Genomic DNA, 17,776 nt, shown 5'->3' on the forward strand with positions numbered 1-17,776 from the left:
CGTCAGACCCGCTCGACGATTTCGTGCCGGGGGGTGCCGACCGCGACGAGCGCGTCGTAGAAGGCCTTGGGCTCGGCCCAGTCCTCCGGGGCGAACGCACCGGCCCGCTGTCCGGCCTGGTCGAGCGCCATCACCATGAACGCGGCGCAGGCGGTGCCCGTGATCGTGGCCATGTTCCGCATCAGATAGGTGTGCGGCCCCGAGTCGGGGGTGCGCCGGATCGCGGTGTGCGGCAGACCGTCCTTGACCCCGTAGACGCGGGCGGCCAGGCCACCGCGCCAAGTGTAGGTCCGGCCGACGGCGCTGCGGCCGAGGAACTTCGCGATCTCGCCGACATTGCTCTGTTCCTTGCGCAGCAGGCCGTACAGACCGCGCGCGCTGGCCTTCAGCCCGCCGACGTTGCCGATCTTGTTGTCGAACAGGGCCATGATGTAGTCGATGGCCTCCTCGACGGTCAGTTCGCGCTTGTGCACCGCGGTGGCGAGGCCCCGGATGATGCCGTTGAACGGCGCCGGGTCCAGGCCACCGATGACGCGGATCCGGTCGGCCTGGGGGAATCGGCGCGGCATGGTGACCGATTCCGGATGCGCGGTCTCGTAGAGCGTGATGTCACCGAGCGGTCCGCCCATGGGCGCCAGGCCGGTCTCCACGTAGCTCTCGTGGATGACGCGGCGCCCACCCTCCCAGGTGTGGCAGTCGCCGGCGGAGATGTGCAGCATGTGCTCCAGCACGGCGCGCCCGACGTTGGGACGTTCGTCGCCGACGGCCCAGTACATGTCGATCCGCTCGATCTCGTCGAGTTCGGCGGCAGCGTCCACCGCCAGCACGTTGGACATGCCGGGCGAGGCGCCGCAGCCGATGTACATCGCGATGCCCGCCGCGCGCGCCCGCTCGTGCAGCGACAGCGCGTGCTCGGTGCTCTCGACGTCGTCGTCGAAGTCCAGGTAGGGCACCCGGGCCGCCAGGCATGCCTCGACCACCGGGGACGAGGTGCGCATGTACGGGCCGGCGCCCAGCACGACCAGCGACGCACCGGTCACCAGTTCCAGCAGCCCTTGCTCGTCGTAGAGGTCGACCTGCTCGACCGAGGCGCGGCCTGGCGGGAGCGTGCGCACCAGCTTGTGCAGCACGTTCGGCCGGATATCGGCCAGGGTCAGATGCCAGTCGCCCGGGGCCTTCGCGAAGCGCTGGACGGCCAGACGGCACATCTCGCCCGCGGCACCGATGAAAACGACCTTTTGTGCAGTCATGCGATCTCCTGTGAACTCAATCTCAAGTCGAGTTCGATTCTTAGGCGCGCTCCGACCTTTGTCAATAGGCCCGCTAGCGCCAATCGAGGAGGTTTGTCAACAGTTTGTAAACACCTTGACGAGAGATGTTGCACACCACATACTCGACTTCGAATCCATATCGAATTTAGGAGCTGTACATGACGTCCTCCCTGTTCAGGGGCCGCAAGAGCGGCGCCTCCGGCGGATCCGCGGACAGTGGTTCACATCACGTGGACGTCCTGGTCATCGGCGCGGGCATCTCCGGCATCAGCGCGGCGCATCACCTGCACTGCACCCGCCCCGGCACCTCGATCACGGTCCTGGAGGCCCGCGACGAGGTCGGCGGCACCTGGACCTTCTTCAAGTACCCGGGCCTGCGATCGGACTCGGACATGGCGACCTACGGGTTCGGCTTCAAGCAGTGGACCAGCCCGCTCACCATCGCCCAGGGACCCTATATCGCCGAGTACCTGCGCAAGACGGTCGAGGACTGCGGCCTGCGCGACACGATCCAGTTCGGCCGGACCGTCACCTCGGCAGCTTTCGACAGCACGACCGGCCGGTGGACCGTGCGCGCGAGCACCCGCAACGGCCGCACCGCGACCTATACCGCGAAATTCCTGTACATCTCCACCGGCTACTACGACTACAAGTCGGCGTACACCCCCGACTTCCCCGGCATCGAGGACTTCAAGGGCACGGTCGTGCACCCGCAGTTCTGGCCCGAGGACCTGGTCTACACCGACAAGGAGGTCGTGGTCATCGGCAGCGGCGCCACCGCCATCACCCTGCTGCCGGCCATGGCACCGCTGACCAAGCACATCACGATGCTGCAGCGCTCGCCCAGCTACATCCTCAACCTGCCCAGCATCGACATTTCGGCGCACTACCTGAACAAGGTCCTCGGCCAGGACCGGGCCGCGCGGGTCATCCGCCGCAAGAACATCGCCTTCACCCGCGCGCTCTACAAGGTGAGCAAGCGCGCGCCCCGTCTGGCGCGCAAGCTGCTCACCGCGCAGGTGCGGGCCCAGCTGCCCGCCCACGTCGACGCCGCCACCCACTTCGCGCCGAAGTACAACCCGTGGGAACAGCGGCTGTGTATCGCCCCGGGCGGCGACCTGTTCGACACTCTCGGCTCGGACCGAGCCTCGATCGTCACCGACCACATCGAGCGGTTCACCGCGACCGGGATCCGGCTGCGGTCGGGCCAGCAGCTCGACGCGGACATCGTGGTCACCGCGACCGGGCTCAACATGCTCGCCTTCGGCGGCATGAAGATCAGCGTCGACGGCGAAGAAGTGAACGTCGCCGACCGGTACGCCTTCAAGGCCATGATGCTGTCCGGCGTCCCGAATCTGGCCTTCGCCGTGGGCTACAGCAATATCTCGTGGACCCTCAAGGTCGAACTGGCCGCCCAGCACTTCTGCCGAGTGCTGGACTTCATGGACGCCTACGGTCACGACACCTTCGTCCCGATCCCGGACAACCCCGGCATGGAGCGGCGACCGATCCTGGACCTGAAGGCCGGGTACGTCCAGCGCCGGATCGGGACCTTCCCGCACGCCGGCGACGAGGGTCCCTGGACGCTCGAACACGCCTACGAGCTCGATCTCGAGCGCTTGGGGAACGGGCCGGTGGCCGACCCCGAACTGCACTTCGGCACCGTCGGCGCGCAGCTGCCGCCCCGGTCCACCACCCGCCGCCGCCCGGCCGCGCTCGAGACCGCGAAAGCGAAGTGACCATCATGACTCGCCACGACACCTACTTCGTCAGCGGCGGCCTGCGGTGCGCCGCATGGCATTACCCGGCCACCAGCGATGCCCTGGCCACGCGGGCCGGCCGGCCCTGTGTGGTCATGGCCAACGGATTCGGGGGGACGCGCGACACCGGGCTGCAAGGGTTCGCCGAATCCTTCTCCGCCGCCGGGATCGACGTCTACCTCTTCGACTTCCGGCACTTCGGTGACTCGGAAGGTGAACCGCGACAACTCATCTCGGTCCCCCGGCAGCGGCAGGACTTCCACGCCGCCGTCGACGCGGCGCGCCGGCTGCCCGGGGTCGACCGGGACCGGATCGCGCTGTGGGGCAGCTCGTATTCGGCCGGGCACGCGATCGTGGTCGCCGCCCAGTCACCGTTCCTCAGCGGCGTGGTGGCGATGACGCCGTTCACCGACGGCCTGGCCAGCCTGGTCTACATCTCCCGGATCGGCAGCCCGAAACACACGGCCCGGCTGGCCGTGCTGGGCGCCGCCGACCTGATCCAGGCCGGGCTGGGCAAGGGCGCCCGCACGATTCCGATCACCGGCCCGCCCGGCACCGACGCGATGATGACCGCGCCCGGTGTCGCGGAGGCTTACACCGCGGCCGCGGGACCCACCTGGCGCAACGCGACCCCGGCCCGCCACGCCCTGGCGATGCCGCGCAACCGGCCCACCGCCTACGCCACGAAGGTCGACTGCCCGGTCCTGGTGCAGGTGGCCAAGGCCGACAAGACCGTGCCGAACAAGGCCACCCGTAAAATGGCGGCCAAGCTGGACAAGGGCCGGATCGAGGAATATCCGGTGGATCATTTCGACGTCTACGACGGCCCGTGGCACCGGCGTGTGGTGGCGGCTCAGCTCGAGTTCCTCACCCGCGTTCTACGCTGATGGCAGCAAATAGTGAAGGAGTGGTGTGTGGTGTCCGAGCGGCTGTTGAACTCATCCGGCAAGGCGACCGCCGCTCGCGGGCGCAAGGCCTCGGCGAAGTCCGTCCCCGCGCAGGCACCCGCTCGTCCCGACGCCACCCTGCAGCGCCGGGGGGTCGAGCGGGTGCAGGCGATTCTCGATGCCGCCGAAGCGATTCTGGGCGAGGACGGCTACGAGGCCGCCACGTTGAAGGCGGTCGGGGAGCGGGCCGGCATTCCCACCGCGTCGGTCTACCACTACTTCGCCGACCGCCATCAGGTCGACACCCAGTTGCTGTTGCGGCATATCAACAATGTCAATGTGGCGGTGCGGGATTCGCTGAGCCGGCTCGATTCCGCGCCGACCGCGCGGGCGATCGTGGACGCCGTGATCGATCCGACCGTGAGCTACTTCCGCACGCACCCCAGTGCCGTCGAACTGTGGTTCCGGCGCACGGCCGCCGATGCCGACGCCAACGCTGTCCAGACCTACGACGACGAGACCGCGGCGTACGTGCACAGCCTTGCTGTCAGCTTGGGAATACTGCGGGAGTCGACGCCCGTGCTCGTCATGCAAACGGCCTTCGAGGTCGGGAACAGCCTGTTCGACGTCGCGTTCCGCCGCAGCCCCCGCACCGGTGACGACGACACGCTCGACGAGGCCCGGCTCATGCTCTCGCTGTATTTCGAGGCGTACGCGCCCGGCACCGACTGACCTCTTCCGAACTTCCCGAAACCACCGACCGGGCCCGACCCGGTCCCACTAATCTCGATATGAATTCGAGTTCTATTTATCAGGAGCAAGCCGTGACCAATGGCGCACCCCACCTCGAAGCCGACGTCGCCGTGATCGGCGCCGGCCTGTCCGGGCTCACCGCCGCCTACCGCCTGTCGCAACAGGGACGGTCCGTAGTCGTGCTCGAGGCGAGCGACCGGGTCGGCGGCCGCACCGTCAACCTGGAGGTCGCACCCGGCGTCGTCGTCGACGGCGGCGCCCAGTGGATCGGCGGCAAGCACACCGAGATGTTCGACCTGCTGGACGAACTCGGCATCGACACCTTCGACAGCTACACCGCGGGCCGGACCATCTACCAGCGCCGCGGCGTCCGCGCGGACTTCAAAGGCACGATCCCGCCGCTGAAGCGGGCGGTCCTCGCGGACTTCGCCCAAGCACAGTTTCGGCTCGAGGTGATGGCCGGCCGCGTTCCGGACGGCAAGCCCTGGCAGGCTGCCAAGTCGGACATCTGGGACGGCACCTCGCTCGGTCACTGGCTCGACCGAAACTGCCTCACGCCCGAGGCGCGGGACCTGTTCACCTTCTGCTTCACGACCATGCTGGCCGACGACCCGCACCGAGTGTCACTGCTCAGCGTCCTGCATCAGATCCGCACCTGCGGCGGGCTGGAATACATGATCAACACCGAGGACGGCGCCCAGGAGACCCGGATCCAGGGCGGCTCCCAGCGTGTCTCGCTCGCCCTGGCCGAGCGGCTCGGTGACCGGGTCGTGCTCGGTGCGCCGGTGACCGCGATCCGGTCCGACCGGCACGGTGTCACCATCGACGCCACCCGGGGTGCCGTGCGCGCCCAGCGGGTCATCGTGGCCATGACGCCCGCCGACGCCGACCGCATCGACTTCTCGCCCGACCTGCCGACCCGCCGGGCGGAACTGCAGCGGGCCTGGCACAACGGCACCGAGAACAAGGTGTTCGCTGTCTACCCCAGCCCATTCTGGCGCCAGCGCGGGCTCAACGGCACCGCGCTGGCCGACCTACCGGTGGCCCGCTATGTCACCGACGCCTCCCCCGCGGACGGCAGCGTGGGCGTCCTGCTCGCCTTCGTCGGCACCGCCAGCGACGGCCCCGGGCTGACCTGGCCCGAGACGATCCTGGACGACGAGCGCCGCCGCCATCGCGAACTGCTGCGCGACCTCGTCACCCTGTTCGGCCCCCAGGCGGCCGAACCACTCCGCATCGTGGAACAGAACTGGACCGCCGAACCCTGGATCTCCGGCTGCGTCAGCACCCGCGCGCCCGGCGTGCTCACCCGCTACACCGATGCCGCGCTCACACCGGTCGGCCGGGTGCACTGGGCCGGCACCGAGGCCGCGGAGGAATTCGAGGGTTACCTCGAAGGAGCCGTCCGCGCCGCCGACCGCGCGGTCGCCGAGGTTCTCGCGCAGCTCCCCCGACTGGACGCCCAGCTGACGAGCCGGGCCGAATACGCGCACTTCTAGCCGCGGCTTCCGCGGGGATCGCCTCGCCCGCACGCGCGGCGAGGCGATCCGATTCCCGTCGGGCTGCCCAAGGGTGGCGGGCAGCGTCGCGATCGAGTGCCGGCGCCGACCTCGTTGCGACAGTTCACTACTCGGCCAGCCGTCACCGAATCATGCGGGCGCAATTACCATTCCGGCGCTCGGCGGCGGCTGCGATGGCGCGGCGGATTCCACACCATCGCCGACATCGCCGCCGCTGTTCGCCACCCGGCCGACCCCCACCGAATCATGCAGGCGCAATTATCATTCCGGCCCGAACAGCGGTAGCTGCGTGGCGTGGTGGGGGTCAGTGCCGGCCGCTGCCAGAGTGGCGGCGGTTATGGCGTGCCAGCATCCGCGCCCACCGCTGCCAGGGTCGCGGCGGTGAACACCCGGTATCCCTGGCTCGGGTCCAGGCCGTGGATCTCCTTGGTGTCCAGCGCGTCCATGAAGTCGAGGATGTCGGTGCTGAACTCCTGGCCGGGGACCAGTACCGGGAATCCCGGCGGGTACGGGGTGACGAAGGTGGCCGAGACCACCGGCTGCCCGGCGGCGAGTCGTTCGCGAATCCGGTCGGTGGACAGGTGTTCACAGCAGTCGTTGTCGTACGCCAGGTAGTAGGCGGTGCGCATGTCCCCGTCCGGAGTGGCCCCGCCGGGGTCGGTACGGAATGCGTCCTGGAAGCGGGAGAAGTCCGGCAGCGGTGCATGGTCGTGGGTGAGGGCCCGGACCCGCCGTTCGAACTCCGGCTCCGCCGCCGGGCCGCGGTGACCGGCCCGCGCCTCCAGGTCCTCGGCGATGCCCACCAGGGCGCGCAACAGGTAGGCCACCGCGGTCCGGGTGGTCCCGATATTGGTCATGGCCAGCACCGTGTTGCGGGTGGTCTTGTTGACCTGAATGCCCCACCGATCCATCAGCTGTTCGTGTTTGAAGGTGTCGCCGTCGAATCCGGTGGCCCCGATCTCGAGGGTGAGCCGGCACGGGTCCAGGACGAACTCGTCGCTCTGCCATGCCCGATCCATCGCGACCGGGCCCGCGTACAGCGGGCAGGGGCCTCCGGCGCGGTAGCGGTCCGGGATCAGTTCCGCACTGCCCAGCACCCGGAAGTACTTGGACAGCAACGGATCCTGCGCGATCCGGTCGCGTAGGGTCATCGCCAGCTCGACCTGCCGCGCGACCAGCTCGAAACCCTCGAGTTCGACCTGTCGGCGCCCGACGTCGAGCGAGGCCAGGATCTGGTAGTTCGGTGAGGTCGAGGTGTGTGTCATGTACGCCTCGAGGAAGGCGCCCTCGGTGCGCCCGTCGAAGTCGTCGTCGAACACGTGGATCATCGAACCCTGCCGCAGTGCGGTCAGCGTCTTGTGCGTGGACTGGGTGGCGTATACGCGAATGCGCACCCGATCCGGGTCGGGCAGCAGTCGCTCATGGACCAGATCGTCGTCCGGGACACCGGCGAGTTCGGCACTGCGGCGCCGGAATTCGTCCCGGTACTCCGGCGTCGCGAACCGCCGGGCCAGGGTGGCCGCGACCTCCATCGCGGTCCGCCGCCGGTAGATGGGATGGAAGCGAGCGAACGCGAACCACGCCTCGTCCCACAAGAAGACCAGATCTGGTTTGATGGCCAGGCATTCGGTCATGACCCGTTCCACGTCGTAGACGACGCCGTCGAACGTGCAGTTGGTGAGGGTGATCATCCGAACCTGGTCGAGGCGCCCAGCTGCCCGGTAGGTGAGCAGGATCCGCTTGATGTCGGCCAGTGGGACCGCCCCGTACATGGCGTACTCGTCGAGCGGGTAGCTGTCCAGATATGTCACCCGGGACCCGGCCTGCACTTGGGCATAGTGGTGCGACTTGTGACAGTTGCGGTCGACCAGCACGACGTCGCCGGGTGCCACCACGGCCTGGGTGACGATCTTGTTCGCCGTCGAGGTGCCGTTGGTGACGAAGTAGGTACGCCGGGCTCCGAACGCCCGCGCCGCAAGTTCCTGCGCCTCCCGGATCGGGCCGTGCGGTTCCAGCAGCGAATCGAGACCGCCTGCCGTGGAAGAGGTTTCGGCCAGAAAGATATTGAGCCCGTAGAACTCGCCCATATCGGCGATCCACTGCGAGTTCACCACCGAATTGCCGCGGGAGATCGGCATGGCATGGAAGACCCCGGTCGGCTTACGGGCGTAGTCGGTCAGGGCGGAGAAGAACGGCGTCCGCTGCCGGCGGGCCACACCGCGCAGGATCGTCAGGTGCAGGTCCAGGACGTCCTCCTGCTGCAGGAACACCGAGTCGAAGTGCCGCCCGAGTTGCGCGGCGAGCAGTTCGATCGAGGCGTTGTCGACCAGGTACAGGTCGAGTTCCGGTCGCAGGGAACGCAATTCACAGGCAAGAGTGGACACGCGGGCCGCGGTGTCGAGCCGGTCGAATCCCGCCAGGTCCACGGTCGAGACCAGCTGGCCGAGCAAGCTGCGGTCGCGCGCCGAACAGGTGCGCAGGTCCGAGCGCACGACGACGGCCTGGATCCGCGGATTGATCAGGACCGCGAGCAGCGCATCCTCGGCACTGGGCGCGACCACCACGTCGTAGATCGACTCGTCCCGCGCCCGGCGCACGGCCACGACCTCTTCGCGCAACCGCTGCTCCTCGCCGGCGGTCAGGTCGGCGACCACCAGAACGTCGAAGTACGGCCGGTGGTCCGCAGCCCGCTCACCGGCCGCGACCTCCGGCCGGTTGGGACCACCGAGGGAAGCAGCAACGAGCGAAGCCGCACCTACCAGCCCGCGGCCGACGGTCTCGGCGAGCCGACCCAGGTCGGCGTACTGCCCCGTTTCGGCCAGCCGGTGCGCATGGTTCAGCAGCCGCTCGCCCGGGTAACTGAAGTATGGCTCCAGCAGGTCCGTGGCGTCGAGGTCTCGCTCGAGCGCCCGCAGCACATCAGTCTCGGCGGAGTGACCGGGTGCGGCCAACCGCCGGGCCGCGTCGGCGATATGCCACCAGATGTCGCTGCGAAGTTGCCCAATGCTGTTGTACGCCGGCAGATCGATTCCTGCGGCAGCGTGGGAGCCGTCGGCACGGGCTTCGGAGGACGACGTCATCAGCGTTCCTTCCATCACTCACGGTTGTGTGGTCACGCCGCGTTTGCTCCGCCGGTCCCGCCACCATCCGGACAGCTCGGAGACGGCCCGTTCCGAGGCGCGCTGCAGTTCGGGTGCGGCCGAACTCGCCGCACGGGAAATGGGCCGAGCGATGTCGGACAGACGGTTACCGGCACTGTTCAGGTCGATATCGACGACCAGTAACGGCCAGGCGTTGATCTCGAACCGGTCGGCGGTCATGTGGACGATCGCGTGCCGCTTACGCTGAGGGGGCGTCGACACGATCGGTACCTGCTCCTCGGAATCGCGTTCTCGGCGCCCGCAAGAGATCGAGACCGAGTCCTGGGACCGTCTTCAGGAAGTTCTGCCACCGCATGCGAGCACACAGCCCGCGTTGCCAAAGATTAGCTCACCCACACCCTAGTGGGCGACTTGCCCGAATGGTCGAGGGTGCGGCGCTCCGCCGGCTCATGCTGCGAGCGCCGTCGCCCGTTGCGACCCGGCTATGGGACCACCCACGACCACACCGCACGCCGTGAACTCGCCGACGTGACAGCATCGTCGGTCTCGACGAATACCGGCCCGAATGCGAAAGCGCTGCCGACCGAACCACCGGTTGGCGGCGCTACGGACACCACTTCGATGCGAGCGGTCGGCTATCAGGGCAGCTAAGCTCCCAGCGTCGGGATCACCGATGTCGTTGGCCGGCAACGTCATCAACGCGGGGATTCCCGTTCTAGCCGATCCCGTTCGGGCCAGCTGAATCGCCGGTCGATTCCGACGTCCACCCGAACTTCAAGATTCGCCCACCAGTCCAGCTGGGGCTGGTCTGACCAGGCAGTCCTGGTTCAGTCCCGCTTGCGCGTTGAGACCCGCGCTTGTCCGTCCATGCTCGGTATGTCCAGCCGATTCAGTGTCCCGCTCACCGCATTGCGTCCATGGCGTGCCGCCTCGGCTTGGCACATGGGACTGACGCAGGGGCAGGTCCAACTGTCACCCGATCTGCATCAGTCCCCAGCGCACGACTGGGCAGTGTCGACCGAGTGTCGACTGACCCGAACGCGGCAGCAAGGCCATTACCCCAACGGGATGCAGATGCAAACTGCGCGCTCGCGCGCCATCGCACAATATTTCGGCATCCGGGGTTATGCGGATTCGCTTCCGACATCTGCATAACTCAGACATCGGGCTTCCTGAGAACCATCTCGTTCCGCGCCTGCAGCTGACAGATGCGATCAACCCGTCGGACGGCGAGCCCATGTAGCAAATCGAGCTCGAGCCCCGATCACCGGGACTGATCTCCGGATGGTTCGCGCCATCCGCAGAACCGGGAACAACTACGGCGATATCTGCACAGGCACGCAGCCACATCACCAGAGGGATGAACATAGACACAGCCCATCCAGCGAAGCATAACCAGGGGATTCCCTACACTCAAAGTGACACTTCAGCCGGTTTTCGATCTTGAAATTCCGACCTTCCAGCGCCCTGACCTGCGGAAATAGCCTAGTCGCGTTTCATCTGCTCGTAGATCTTCTTGCAGTCCTCGCACACCGGGGAGCCGGGCTTCGGGGAGCGGGTGACCGGGAAGACCTCGCCGCAGAGCGCCTGGACGAACGTGCCCATGACCGCGCTCTCGGCGATCTTGTTCTTCTTCACGTAGTGGAAGAACTTCGGGGTATCGCTGTCGGTCGCGTCGTCGGTGGTGACGTCGGGACGTACGAGGGTATCGGTGCTCACCCACACCATGATGCCAGCTCGCCCGGGTCGGTGGGGATGGTGCCGGTCACCGCGTGTGCATTCGATCTCGTGGAGTGGAAGACTCGGGGTATGCAGCGTGACGGCAAGGCCCCCGACGCCGAAGTTCCCCACGGCGACGGGGTCTCCGGGGCGACTCCGGCCGAGGAGCCGGAGGTCGAGGTGCACCCGGCGGGGTTCTTCACCGGGGATCCCGAGGTCGCGAAGGGGTTCTTCCGCGACAACTCGAAGAAACGGCCCACGCTGATCACCGAGGCCGCGGTATCGCTGGAGCAGCAGCATCGGGACCGGGTCCGCCGCTATTCGATCCTCATGGGTTTCCGGATCCCCTGCCTGATCGGCGCCGCGGCCGCCTACGGCGCCTGGCACAACTCACTGATCTCGCTGGCCATCATCGGTGTGTCGATCCCGCTGCCGTGGATGGCCGTGCTCATCGCCAACGACCGTCCGCCGCGCCGCGGCGGCGAGCCCAGCCGCTGGGACGGCCGCCGCGGCGACCAGGCCGCCCTGGAGCAGCGCCGCGCTATCGAGGGTGGTCACGACAGCTGAGCCGAGACGGCCCGCCGCCCGATCGACAGCGACATCACCGCCGCCGACGCGCACAGCCCGGCCGCGATCAGCCAGGCCAGGTCGTAGCTACCGCGCACGTCCCGCACGATGCCGGCACCGGTGGCCGCGAGCGCGGCACCCAGCTGGTGAGAGGCGAAGATCCAGCCGAACGCGACCGGTGCGTCGTCACCGAAATACTTGCGGCACAACGCAACCGTGGGCGGCACGGTCGCGATCCAGTCCAGCCCGTAGAAGATGATGAACACCCACATGCTCGGCTGCGCCTGCGGCGCGAACAGCAGCGGCAGCGCCAGTAGCGACAGCCCGCGCAGCGAGTAGTAGGCAGCCAGCAGGATCCGGGAGTCGATCCGGTCGGTCAGCCACCCGGACGCGATGGTGCCGGCGACGTCGAACAGGCCGACGGTGGCCATCAGGCCGGCGGCGGTGGTGGGCGGCATGCCGTGGTCGTGGGCGGCGCTGACGAAATGGGTGCCGACCAGGCCGTTGCTGGTGGCGCCACAGACCGCGAACCCACCGGCGAGCAGCCAGAACGGCCGGGTCCGCACCACCGTGGCCAGGACCGTGAGCGCCCGGCCCGCGCCGCCGGACGCCGCCACCCGCATCCCGGCGCTGCTGCCCGGTTCGGCACCGTAGGCCGAAAGCCCGATGTCGCTGGGGAAGTCGCGCAGCGCCAGCAGCACCAGCGGTACCACCGCGAGCGCTGCACCCGCTACGACCAGCGACGGCACCCGCCAGCCGAAGTCCATGGCCAGGTGCGACACCAGCGGCAGGAACACCAGTTGACCGGCCGATCCGGCGGCGGTCAGCACCCCGGTCACGAGCCCGCGCCGCGCCACGAACCAGCGTCCGGTGATCGTGGCCACGAACGACATCGCCATCGATCCGGTGCCCACCCCGACCAGCAGCCCCCAGGTCAGCATGAGCTGCCAGGCCTGGGTCATGAACACGGTGAGCCCGCTGCCGGCCGCGACCAGCAGCAGCGCGCCGGTCACCACCCGCCGGATGCCGATCCGGTCCATCAGTGCCGCCGCGAACGGGGCCATCAGCCCGTACAACAGCATGTTCAGCGAGACCGCGGACCCGATGGTGGCGTGTGACCAGCCGAACTCCTCGTGCAGCGGATCCATCAGGACCCCGGGCACCGAGCGGAAGGCGGCGGCACCGATGAGGACGACGAAGGAGACGGCCGCGACGATCCACGCCGGATGCAGGCGGGTAGTCGGGACGGAATCTGTTCCGGGGCTGCGTAAATCGGTCACGAGGATGATGGTGGCCTACCCCGCCCTGACCACACGAGTGGCCTGAATGCCACAATGCGTCAAGATCTGGCCAACATTTCCAGGAGCACCCATGCCCCGCACACCACACCGAGTCGTCGTGCTGGCCCTGGCCCCCGTGGTCGGCTTCGACGCCACGATCCCGGGCCTGGTCCTCGGCACCGCCGAGGACGCCGCCGGCCACCCCCTCTACGACGTGCGCATCTGCGGCCTCGACCCCGCCGGGATCCCGGTCACCGCCGGCTACACGATCGTCCCGCAGGGCGGTCCGGAACTACTCGACGACGCCGACACCGTGATCGTCCCCGGCACCCGCTACCCCACCGCGCGCGGCGAAGGCCGGCTCGACGACGCCGTCGCCGCCGCCTTCCAGCGGATTCCCGCCGGGGCACGCCTGGTATCGATCTGCACCGGCGCCTTCGTGCTGGCCGCCGCGGGCCGGCTCGACGGCCGCCGCGCCACCACGCACTGGGCGTACGCGGACCGCTTCCGGGAACTGTTCCCGCTCGTCCAGTTGGACGAGAACCTGCTGTTCGTCGAGGACGACGGCGTGTGGAGCTCGGCCGGACTCGCCGCGGGCGTCGACCTGTGCCTGCAGATCCTGCGCACCGACCACGGCAGCGAAGTCGCCAACCGGGTCGCCCGCTTCTGCGTCGTGCCGCCGTGGCGCGAGGGTGGGCAGTCCCAGTTCATCGACCGTCAGGTCCCCGAGGACGGATCCGACGGGACCGCGCCGACCCGCACCTGGGCTCTGGCGCACCTGGACCAGGAACTGGACCTGGCCACCCTGTCGGCACACGCGCGCATGAGCGTGCGCACCTTCACCCGCCGATTCAAGGCCGAAACCGGGCTGGCACCGGGCACCTGGCTGCTGCGCCAGCGGATGCACCACGCGCGGCACCTGCTGGAAGCCACCGAGCTGCCGATCGACGAAGTCGCCCGGGCCTCGGGGCTCGGCACGGCGGCCTCGCTGCGCCACCATCTGCGCGGCGAGCTCGGCGTGCCACCGCTGGCCTACCGCAAGACCTTTCGCCTGACCACCGCGAACGATCCGGGCCCGGCCGCCGCGCCGTGCTCGTGATCGCCCGCGCCACAGTCGATCAGTGCCGCACCGCCTGCTCGGCGCCCGCGCCGGTCAGCGAACGAACCTGCATCTCCTGGTATTTCGCGCCATCGTGCTCGCGGGACAGCACGGTGCCCAGCCAGCCCAGTGCGAACGAGACCGGAATCGACACCAGGCCGGGATTCGCCAGCGGGAACCAGTGGAAATCGTGGCCCTTGATCATCGCGGTCGGCACCCCGGACACCGCAGGCGAGAACACGATCAGCACGACGGTGACCGCCAGCCCGCCATAGATACTGCACAACGCGCCCGTCGTGTTGAATCGGCGCCAGAACAGTGTGTACAGGATCGTCGGCAGATTGGCCGACGCGGCGATCGCGAACGCCAGCGCCACCAGGAACGCGACGTTCTGGTTCTTCGCCAGGATGCCGCCGATCACCGCCAGCGCCCCGATCACGACCGCGGTGATCCGCGCGACCAGGACCTCGTTGCCGCCGTCGCGGCGCAGCACGTTGGCGTACACATCGTGTGCGAACGCCGTCGACGCGGTGATGGTGAGTCCGGCCACCACCGCCAGGATCGTCGCGAAGGCCACCGCCGCAACGAATCCCAACAGCACCGGCCCGCCGAGTTCCAAGGCGAGCAGCGGGGCCGCCGCATTGCTCTTGCCCGGCGCGGCCGCGATCTTCTGCGGCCCGACCAGAGCGCCCGCGCCGTATCCGAGCACCAGCGTGAACAGATAGAACACCCCGATCAACCCGATCGCCCACACCACCGACCGGCGGGCCTCGCGCGCGGTCGGCACCGTGTAGAACCGCATCAACACGTGCGGCAGGCCGGCCGTGCCCAGCACGAGAGCCAGTGCGAGCGAGACGAAGTCGAGCTTGCTGGCGCCGTTCTTGCCGTAGCTGACGCCGGGACCGAGCAGTTTCGCGCCGTTCTTGCCACCGTGGTCGACCGCGCCCTGCAGCAGCGCCGAGAAGTCGAAACCGTAGCGGCCCAGCACCCAGAACGTCATCGCCGCCGCCGCGCCGATCAACAGCACCACGGTGACGATCTGCACCCAGGTGGTGCCCTTCATGCCGCCGACCAGCACGTACACGATCATCACCGCGCCCACGACGGCGATCACCAGGTTCTGCCCCAGATCACCGGATACGCCGAGCAGCAACGAGATCAGCACCCCGGCCCCCGCCATCTGCGCCAGCAGATAGAACAGGCTGACCGCCAGCGCCGACGTCGCCGACGCGGCCCGCACCGGCCGCTGTCGCATCCGGAATGCCAGCACGTCGCCGACCGTGAATTTTCCGGTGTTCCGTAACAATTCCGCGACGAGCAGCAGCGCGACCAGCCACGCCACCAGGAATCCGATCGAATACAGAAATCCGTCGTAGCCGTTCACGGCGATGGCTCCGGCGATGCCGAGGAAACTGGCTGCCGACAGATAGTCGCCGGAGATCGCGATCCCGTTCTGCACCCCGGAGAAGGCGCGTCCGGCGGTGTAATAGTCGGCGGCCGTGCGATTGTCGCGACCGGCCCGGATCACGATGCCCAGGGTGATCACCACGAAGATCACGAAAATGGTCATGTTGAGCCCGGGACGGCTGCCGGCCACCGCCGCGGCGAGGATGTGGTTCATCGGCCGTCTCCGTCGAGTTCGGCGCTGAGCGCGTCCGCGATGGGGTCCAGCTGCTGGTCGGCGTACCGGACGTACAGCGCGGTGATCGCGAAGGTCGACACGAACTGGAGCAGTCCGAAGATCAATCCGACGGTGATGTTCCCGCCGATCTTGTGCGACATGAATCCGTGCGCGTAATCGGCCAGCAATACGTAGAGGCCGTACCACGCCAGGAACGCGGCCGTCATCGGAAATACGAAAACCCGGAAACGTTTTCGTAGTTGCTGAAATTCGGGACTGGCGTAGACATCGTTCCAATCGACACCGGATTCGTTCTCCGGCACTGCGTTTCCCACGGTCGACCTCCCTCGACAGCCGCGCTGCGGCACCGCGTCGACAGCCCCTCGCACGCCGCCCGGCGGTAGGAGAATTTTATTCGAGATCGATTGTCACCGAGCCGGATTCACAGCTGTACGGTGTGTATCGATCGCGCCACGGCGAATTCTTCTCCCGCATCACCGAATACGATCTTTACCTGTGCCTGCCGCGGAGCCGGAGTCACCGTGGTGGCAGAGTCGCACACATGCCGACCGACCACACACCGACCGCGTCTCCGCTCGCCGCGCTGGCCCCCGACCTGCGCAAGGCATTGATCCGCACCCGTTTCGACGCCGACACCCTGCTGGAGCTGCTCGGTGACGCGCACGCCGCGCTCGGCCGGTCCGAGCCGGTGCCGGTGCGGCGGGCGGTCCGCGACGCCGGCGAACTCGGCACCCTGGTCCGCCTCCTCCTGCTCGGCGACGCGCTGCCGGTCGCCGAGGTCGCGGCCGCCCTCGCGCCGGTCGACGTCGACCAGGCGGTCGCGGCCGGACTGCTGGCCCGCGACGGCGAGCTCGTCCGCGCGGCACTGGACCTGCGGCCCCTGGACCTCGGGCACGGCACTCGCTGGGTGCTGTCGGACCTCGACGACTCCATGCGGCGGCGCACGCTCACCGAAGATCATGTGCTCGGCGTCGGGCACGCGTCGCTGTCCCTGCTGCGCGCCACCCCCACCCGCCGGGTCGGCTCGGTGCTCGACCTCGGCACCGGATGCGGGATCCAGGCCGTCCACGCCGCCGGTTACGCCGACCACGTCACCGGCACCGACATCAACGAGCGGGCGCTGTGGCTGGCGCGCGCCACCGCGGCCCTCAACGAGCTGGACATCGACTGGCTCGCCGGTTCCTGGTTCGAGCCGGTAGCCGGCCGCACCTTCGATCAGGTGGTGGCCAATCCCCCGTTCGTCGTCGGTCCCGCCCGGGTGGAACACACCTACCGGGATTCCGGGTTCGCCCTCGACGGTGCGAGCCGGCTGGTGATCTCGCAGGTCCCGCAGCTGCTGGCGCCCGGCGGCACGGCCGCCATGCTGGCGTCCTGGCTGCATGTCGAGGGCCAGGACTGGCGGGCGCGGGTGTCGTCGTGGCTGCCCGACTACGGCGTCGACGCCTGGATCGTCCAACGCGACGTCGCCGACCCGGCGCTCTACGTCGGGACCTGGCTGCGCGACGCCGGGCTCGATCCCCGCGATCCGGCCGTCGCGCCGCGCGCCGAACAGTGGCTCGACGCACTCGAAGCCGCCGACGCCGAGGGTGTCGGCTTCGGGTTCGTCTATCTGCGCCGGATCGACGGCCCGACCCAGCTACTGGCCGAGGACCTCACCCACGCCTTCGACGACCCGCTGGGCCCGGAGGCGACCGCCTACTTCGAACGCTCGGCGTGGCTGCGGGAGGTCGCCGCCGATCCCGACACGGCATGGTCCGCCCGGTTCGAGGTGCTGCCCGCAACCGCGCTCGAGCGCGTGTACCTGCCGGGCGAGGACGGCTGGGCCGAGCAGGTCGTGCGGTTGTACCGCGGCGACGGCCCGCGCTGGCAGCACGAGATCGACGACACCGCCGCGGCACTGCTGGCCGGCCTGCGCGCAGGCGGGCTGCCGCTCGCGGAAGTCACCGAACTACTGGCTTTCGGGCACACCGGCGACGAGTCGACCCCGGAATTCCGGGCCGCCGTACTGGAACTGACGACCGCCCTGGTCCGGCACGGACTGATCCGGCCGGTCGTGCGCTGAGGTCACGCCCGCGCGTCGCCCGGGCACCCGGGCGTCGCGATCGGGTCACCGATCCACGTCGAACCGATCCCGAGTTCCCCAGGGTGCGCCCTTCTTAGGAACTTCTCAGACGGTA

Annotated in this window: 14 protein-coding genes; 7 read left to right on the top strand and 7 right to left on the bottom strand. The window is 68.6% G+C overall.

Annotation, left to right across the window (positions count from 1 at the left end; all coding sequences use genetic code 11):
* Positions 1-2 precede the first annotated feature (2 nt).
* Positions 3-1,250: a saccharopine dehydrogenase family protein gene (locus EBN03_RS23330; protein ID WP_122190231.1), complete on the bottom strand. Its 1,248-nt coding sequence runs from the start codon at positions 1,248-1,250 to the stop codon at positions 3-5.
* A gap of 179 nt (positions 1,251-1,429) precedes the next feature.
* Here EBN03_RS23330 and EBN03_RS23335 point away from each other — a divergent pair, with 179 nt between their 5' ends.
* From EBN03_RS23335 to EBN03_RS23350, 4 genes are all read left to right on the top strand, one after another.
* Positions 1,430-3,010 carry a flavin-containing monooxygenase gene (locus EBN03_RS23335; RefSeq protein WP_122190232.1) on the top strand — a complete coding sequence of 527 codons (1,581 nt, stop codon included), beginning with the start codon at positions 1,430-1,432 and terminating at the stop codon, positions 3,008-3,010.
* Positions 3,011-3,015: 5 nt separating this feature from the next.
* Positions 3,016-3,918, top strand: coding sequence for an alpha/beta hydrolase (locus EBN03_RS23340; RefSeq protein ID WP_122190294.1), 903 nt, complete (start codon positions 3,016-3,018; stop codon positions 3,916-3,918).
* A 27-nt stretch (positions 3,919-3,945) separates the two neighbouring features.
* Complete coding sequence (locus EBN03_RS23345; protein ID WP_233608567.1) at positions 3,946-4,650, top strand: TetR/AcrR family transcriptional regulator; 705 nt, start codon at positions 3,946-3,948, stop codon at positions 4,648-4,650.
* 92 nt (positions 4,651-4,742) lie between these two features.
* On the top strand, positions 4,743-6,170 hold the full coding sequence (locus EBN03_RS23350) for a flavin monoamine oxidase family protein (protein ID WP_233608568.1): 1,428 nt from the start codon (positions 4,743-4,745) through the stop codon (positions 6,168-6,170).
* Between the two features lie 356 nt (positions 6,171-6,526).
* Here EBN03_RS23350 and EBN03_RS23355 read toward each other — a convergent pair whose 3' ends face one another.
* From EBN03_RS23355 to EBN03_RS23365, 3 genes are all read right to left on the bottom strand, one after another.
* Positions 6,527-9,271, bottom strand: a complete 2,745-nt coding sequence (locus tag EBN03_RS23355; RefSeq protein WP_122190296.1) for an aminotransferase class I/II-fold pyridoxal phosphate-dependent enzyme — start codon at positions 9,269-9,271, stop codon at positions 6,527-6,529.
* An 18-nt stretch (positions 9,272-9,289) separates the two neighbouring features.
* Positions 9,290-9,553, bottom strand: a complete 264-nt coding sequence (locus tag EBN03_RS23360) for a hypothetical protein (RefSeq protein WP_147471681.1) — start codon at positions 9,551-9,553, stop codon at positions 9,290-9,292.
* A gap of 1,224 nt (positions 9,554-10,777) precedes the next feature.
* On the bottom strand, positions 10,778-11,011 hold the full coding sequence (locus EBN03_RS23365; RefSeq protein ID WP_122190297.1) for a DUF3039 domain-containing protein: 234 nt from the start codon (positions 11,009-11,011) through the stop codon (positions 10,778-10,780).
* Between the two features lie 90 nt (positions 11,012-11,101).
* Here EBN03_RS23365 and EBN03_RS23370 point away from each other — a divergent pair, with 90 nt between their 5' ends.
* Positions 11,102-11,578: a DUF3099 domain-containing protein gene (locus EBN03_RS23370; RefSeq protein ID WP_122190298.1), complete on the top strand. Its 477-nt coding sequence runs from the start codon at positions 11,102-11,104 to the stop codon at positions 11,576-11,578.
* Here the strand turns inward: EBN03_RS23370 and EBN03_RS23375 are convergent.
* Positions 11,566-12,858, bottom strand: coding sequence for an MFS transporter (locus EBN03_RS23375; RefSeq protein ID WP_122190235.1), 1,293 nt, complete (start codon positions 12,856-12,858; stop codon positions 11,566-11,568). The genes EBN03_RS23370 and EBN03_RS23375 overlap by 13 nt on opposite strands.
* Positions 12,859-12,949: 91 nt before the next feature.
* Between EBN03_RS23375 and EBN03_RS23380 the strand changes: the two genes are divergently transcribed.
* Positions 12,950-13,957: a GlxA family transcriptional regulator gene (locus EBN03_RS23380; RefSeq protein ID WP_122190236.1), complete on the top strand. Its 1,008-nt coding sequence runs from the start codon at positions 12,950-12,952 to the stop codon at positions 13,955-13,957.
* 19 nt (positions 13,958-13,976) lie between these two features.
* Here EBN03_RS23380 and EBN03_RS23385 read toward each other — a convergent pair whose 3' ends face one another.
* Both EBN03_RS23385 and EBN03_RS23390 read right to left on the bottom strand, forming a co-directional pair.
* Complete coding sequence (locus EBN03_RS23385) at positions 13,977-15,578, bottom strand: solute symporter family protein (RefSeq protein ID WP_122190237.1); 1,602 nt, start codon at positions 15,576-15,578, stop codon at positions 13,977-13,979.
* Entirely contained in the window at positions 15,575-15,913 is a 339-nt protein-coding gene (locus tag EBN03_RS23390) for a DUF485 domain-containing protein (RefSeq protein ID WP_122190238.1), read from the bottom strand. Before EBN03_RS23390 ends, EBN03_RS23385 begins: the two co-directional genes overlap by 4 nt.
* A gap of 227 nt (positions 15,914-16,140) precedes the next feature.
* Between EBN03_RS23390 and EBN03_RS23395 the strand changes: the two genes are divergently transcribed.
* The gene (locus EBN03_RS23395) at positions 16,141-17,661 is read left to right on the top strand and encodes a DUF7782 domain-containing protein (RefSeq protein WP_122190299.1); all 1,521 of its coding nucleotides are present in this window, start codon (positions 16,141-16,143) and stop codon (positions 17,659-17,661) included.
* Positions 17,662-17,776: the final 115 nt, after the last annotated feature.

Origin of the sequence: Nocardia stercoris (assembly GCF_003696265.1) — a bacterium.
Taxonomy (GTDB): domain Bacteria; phylum Actinomycetota; class Actinomycetes; order Mycobacteriales; family Mycobacteriaceae; genus Nocardia; species Nocardia stercoris.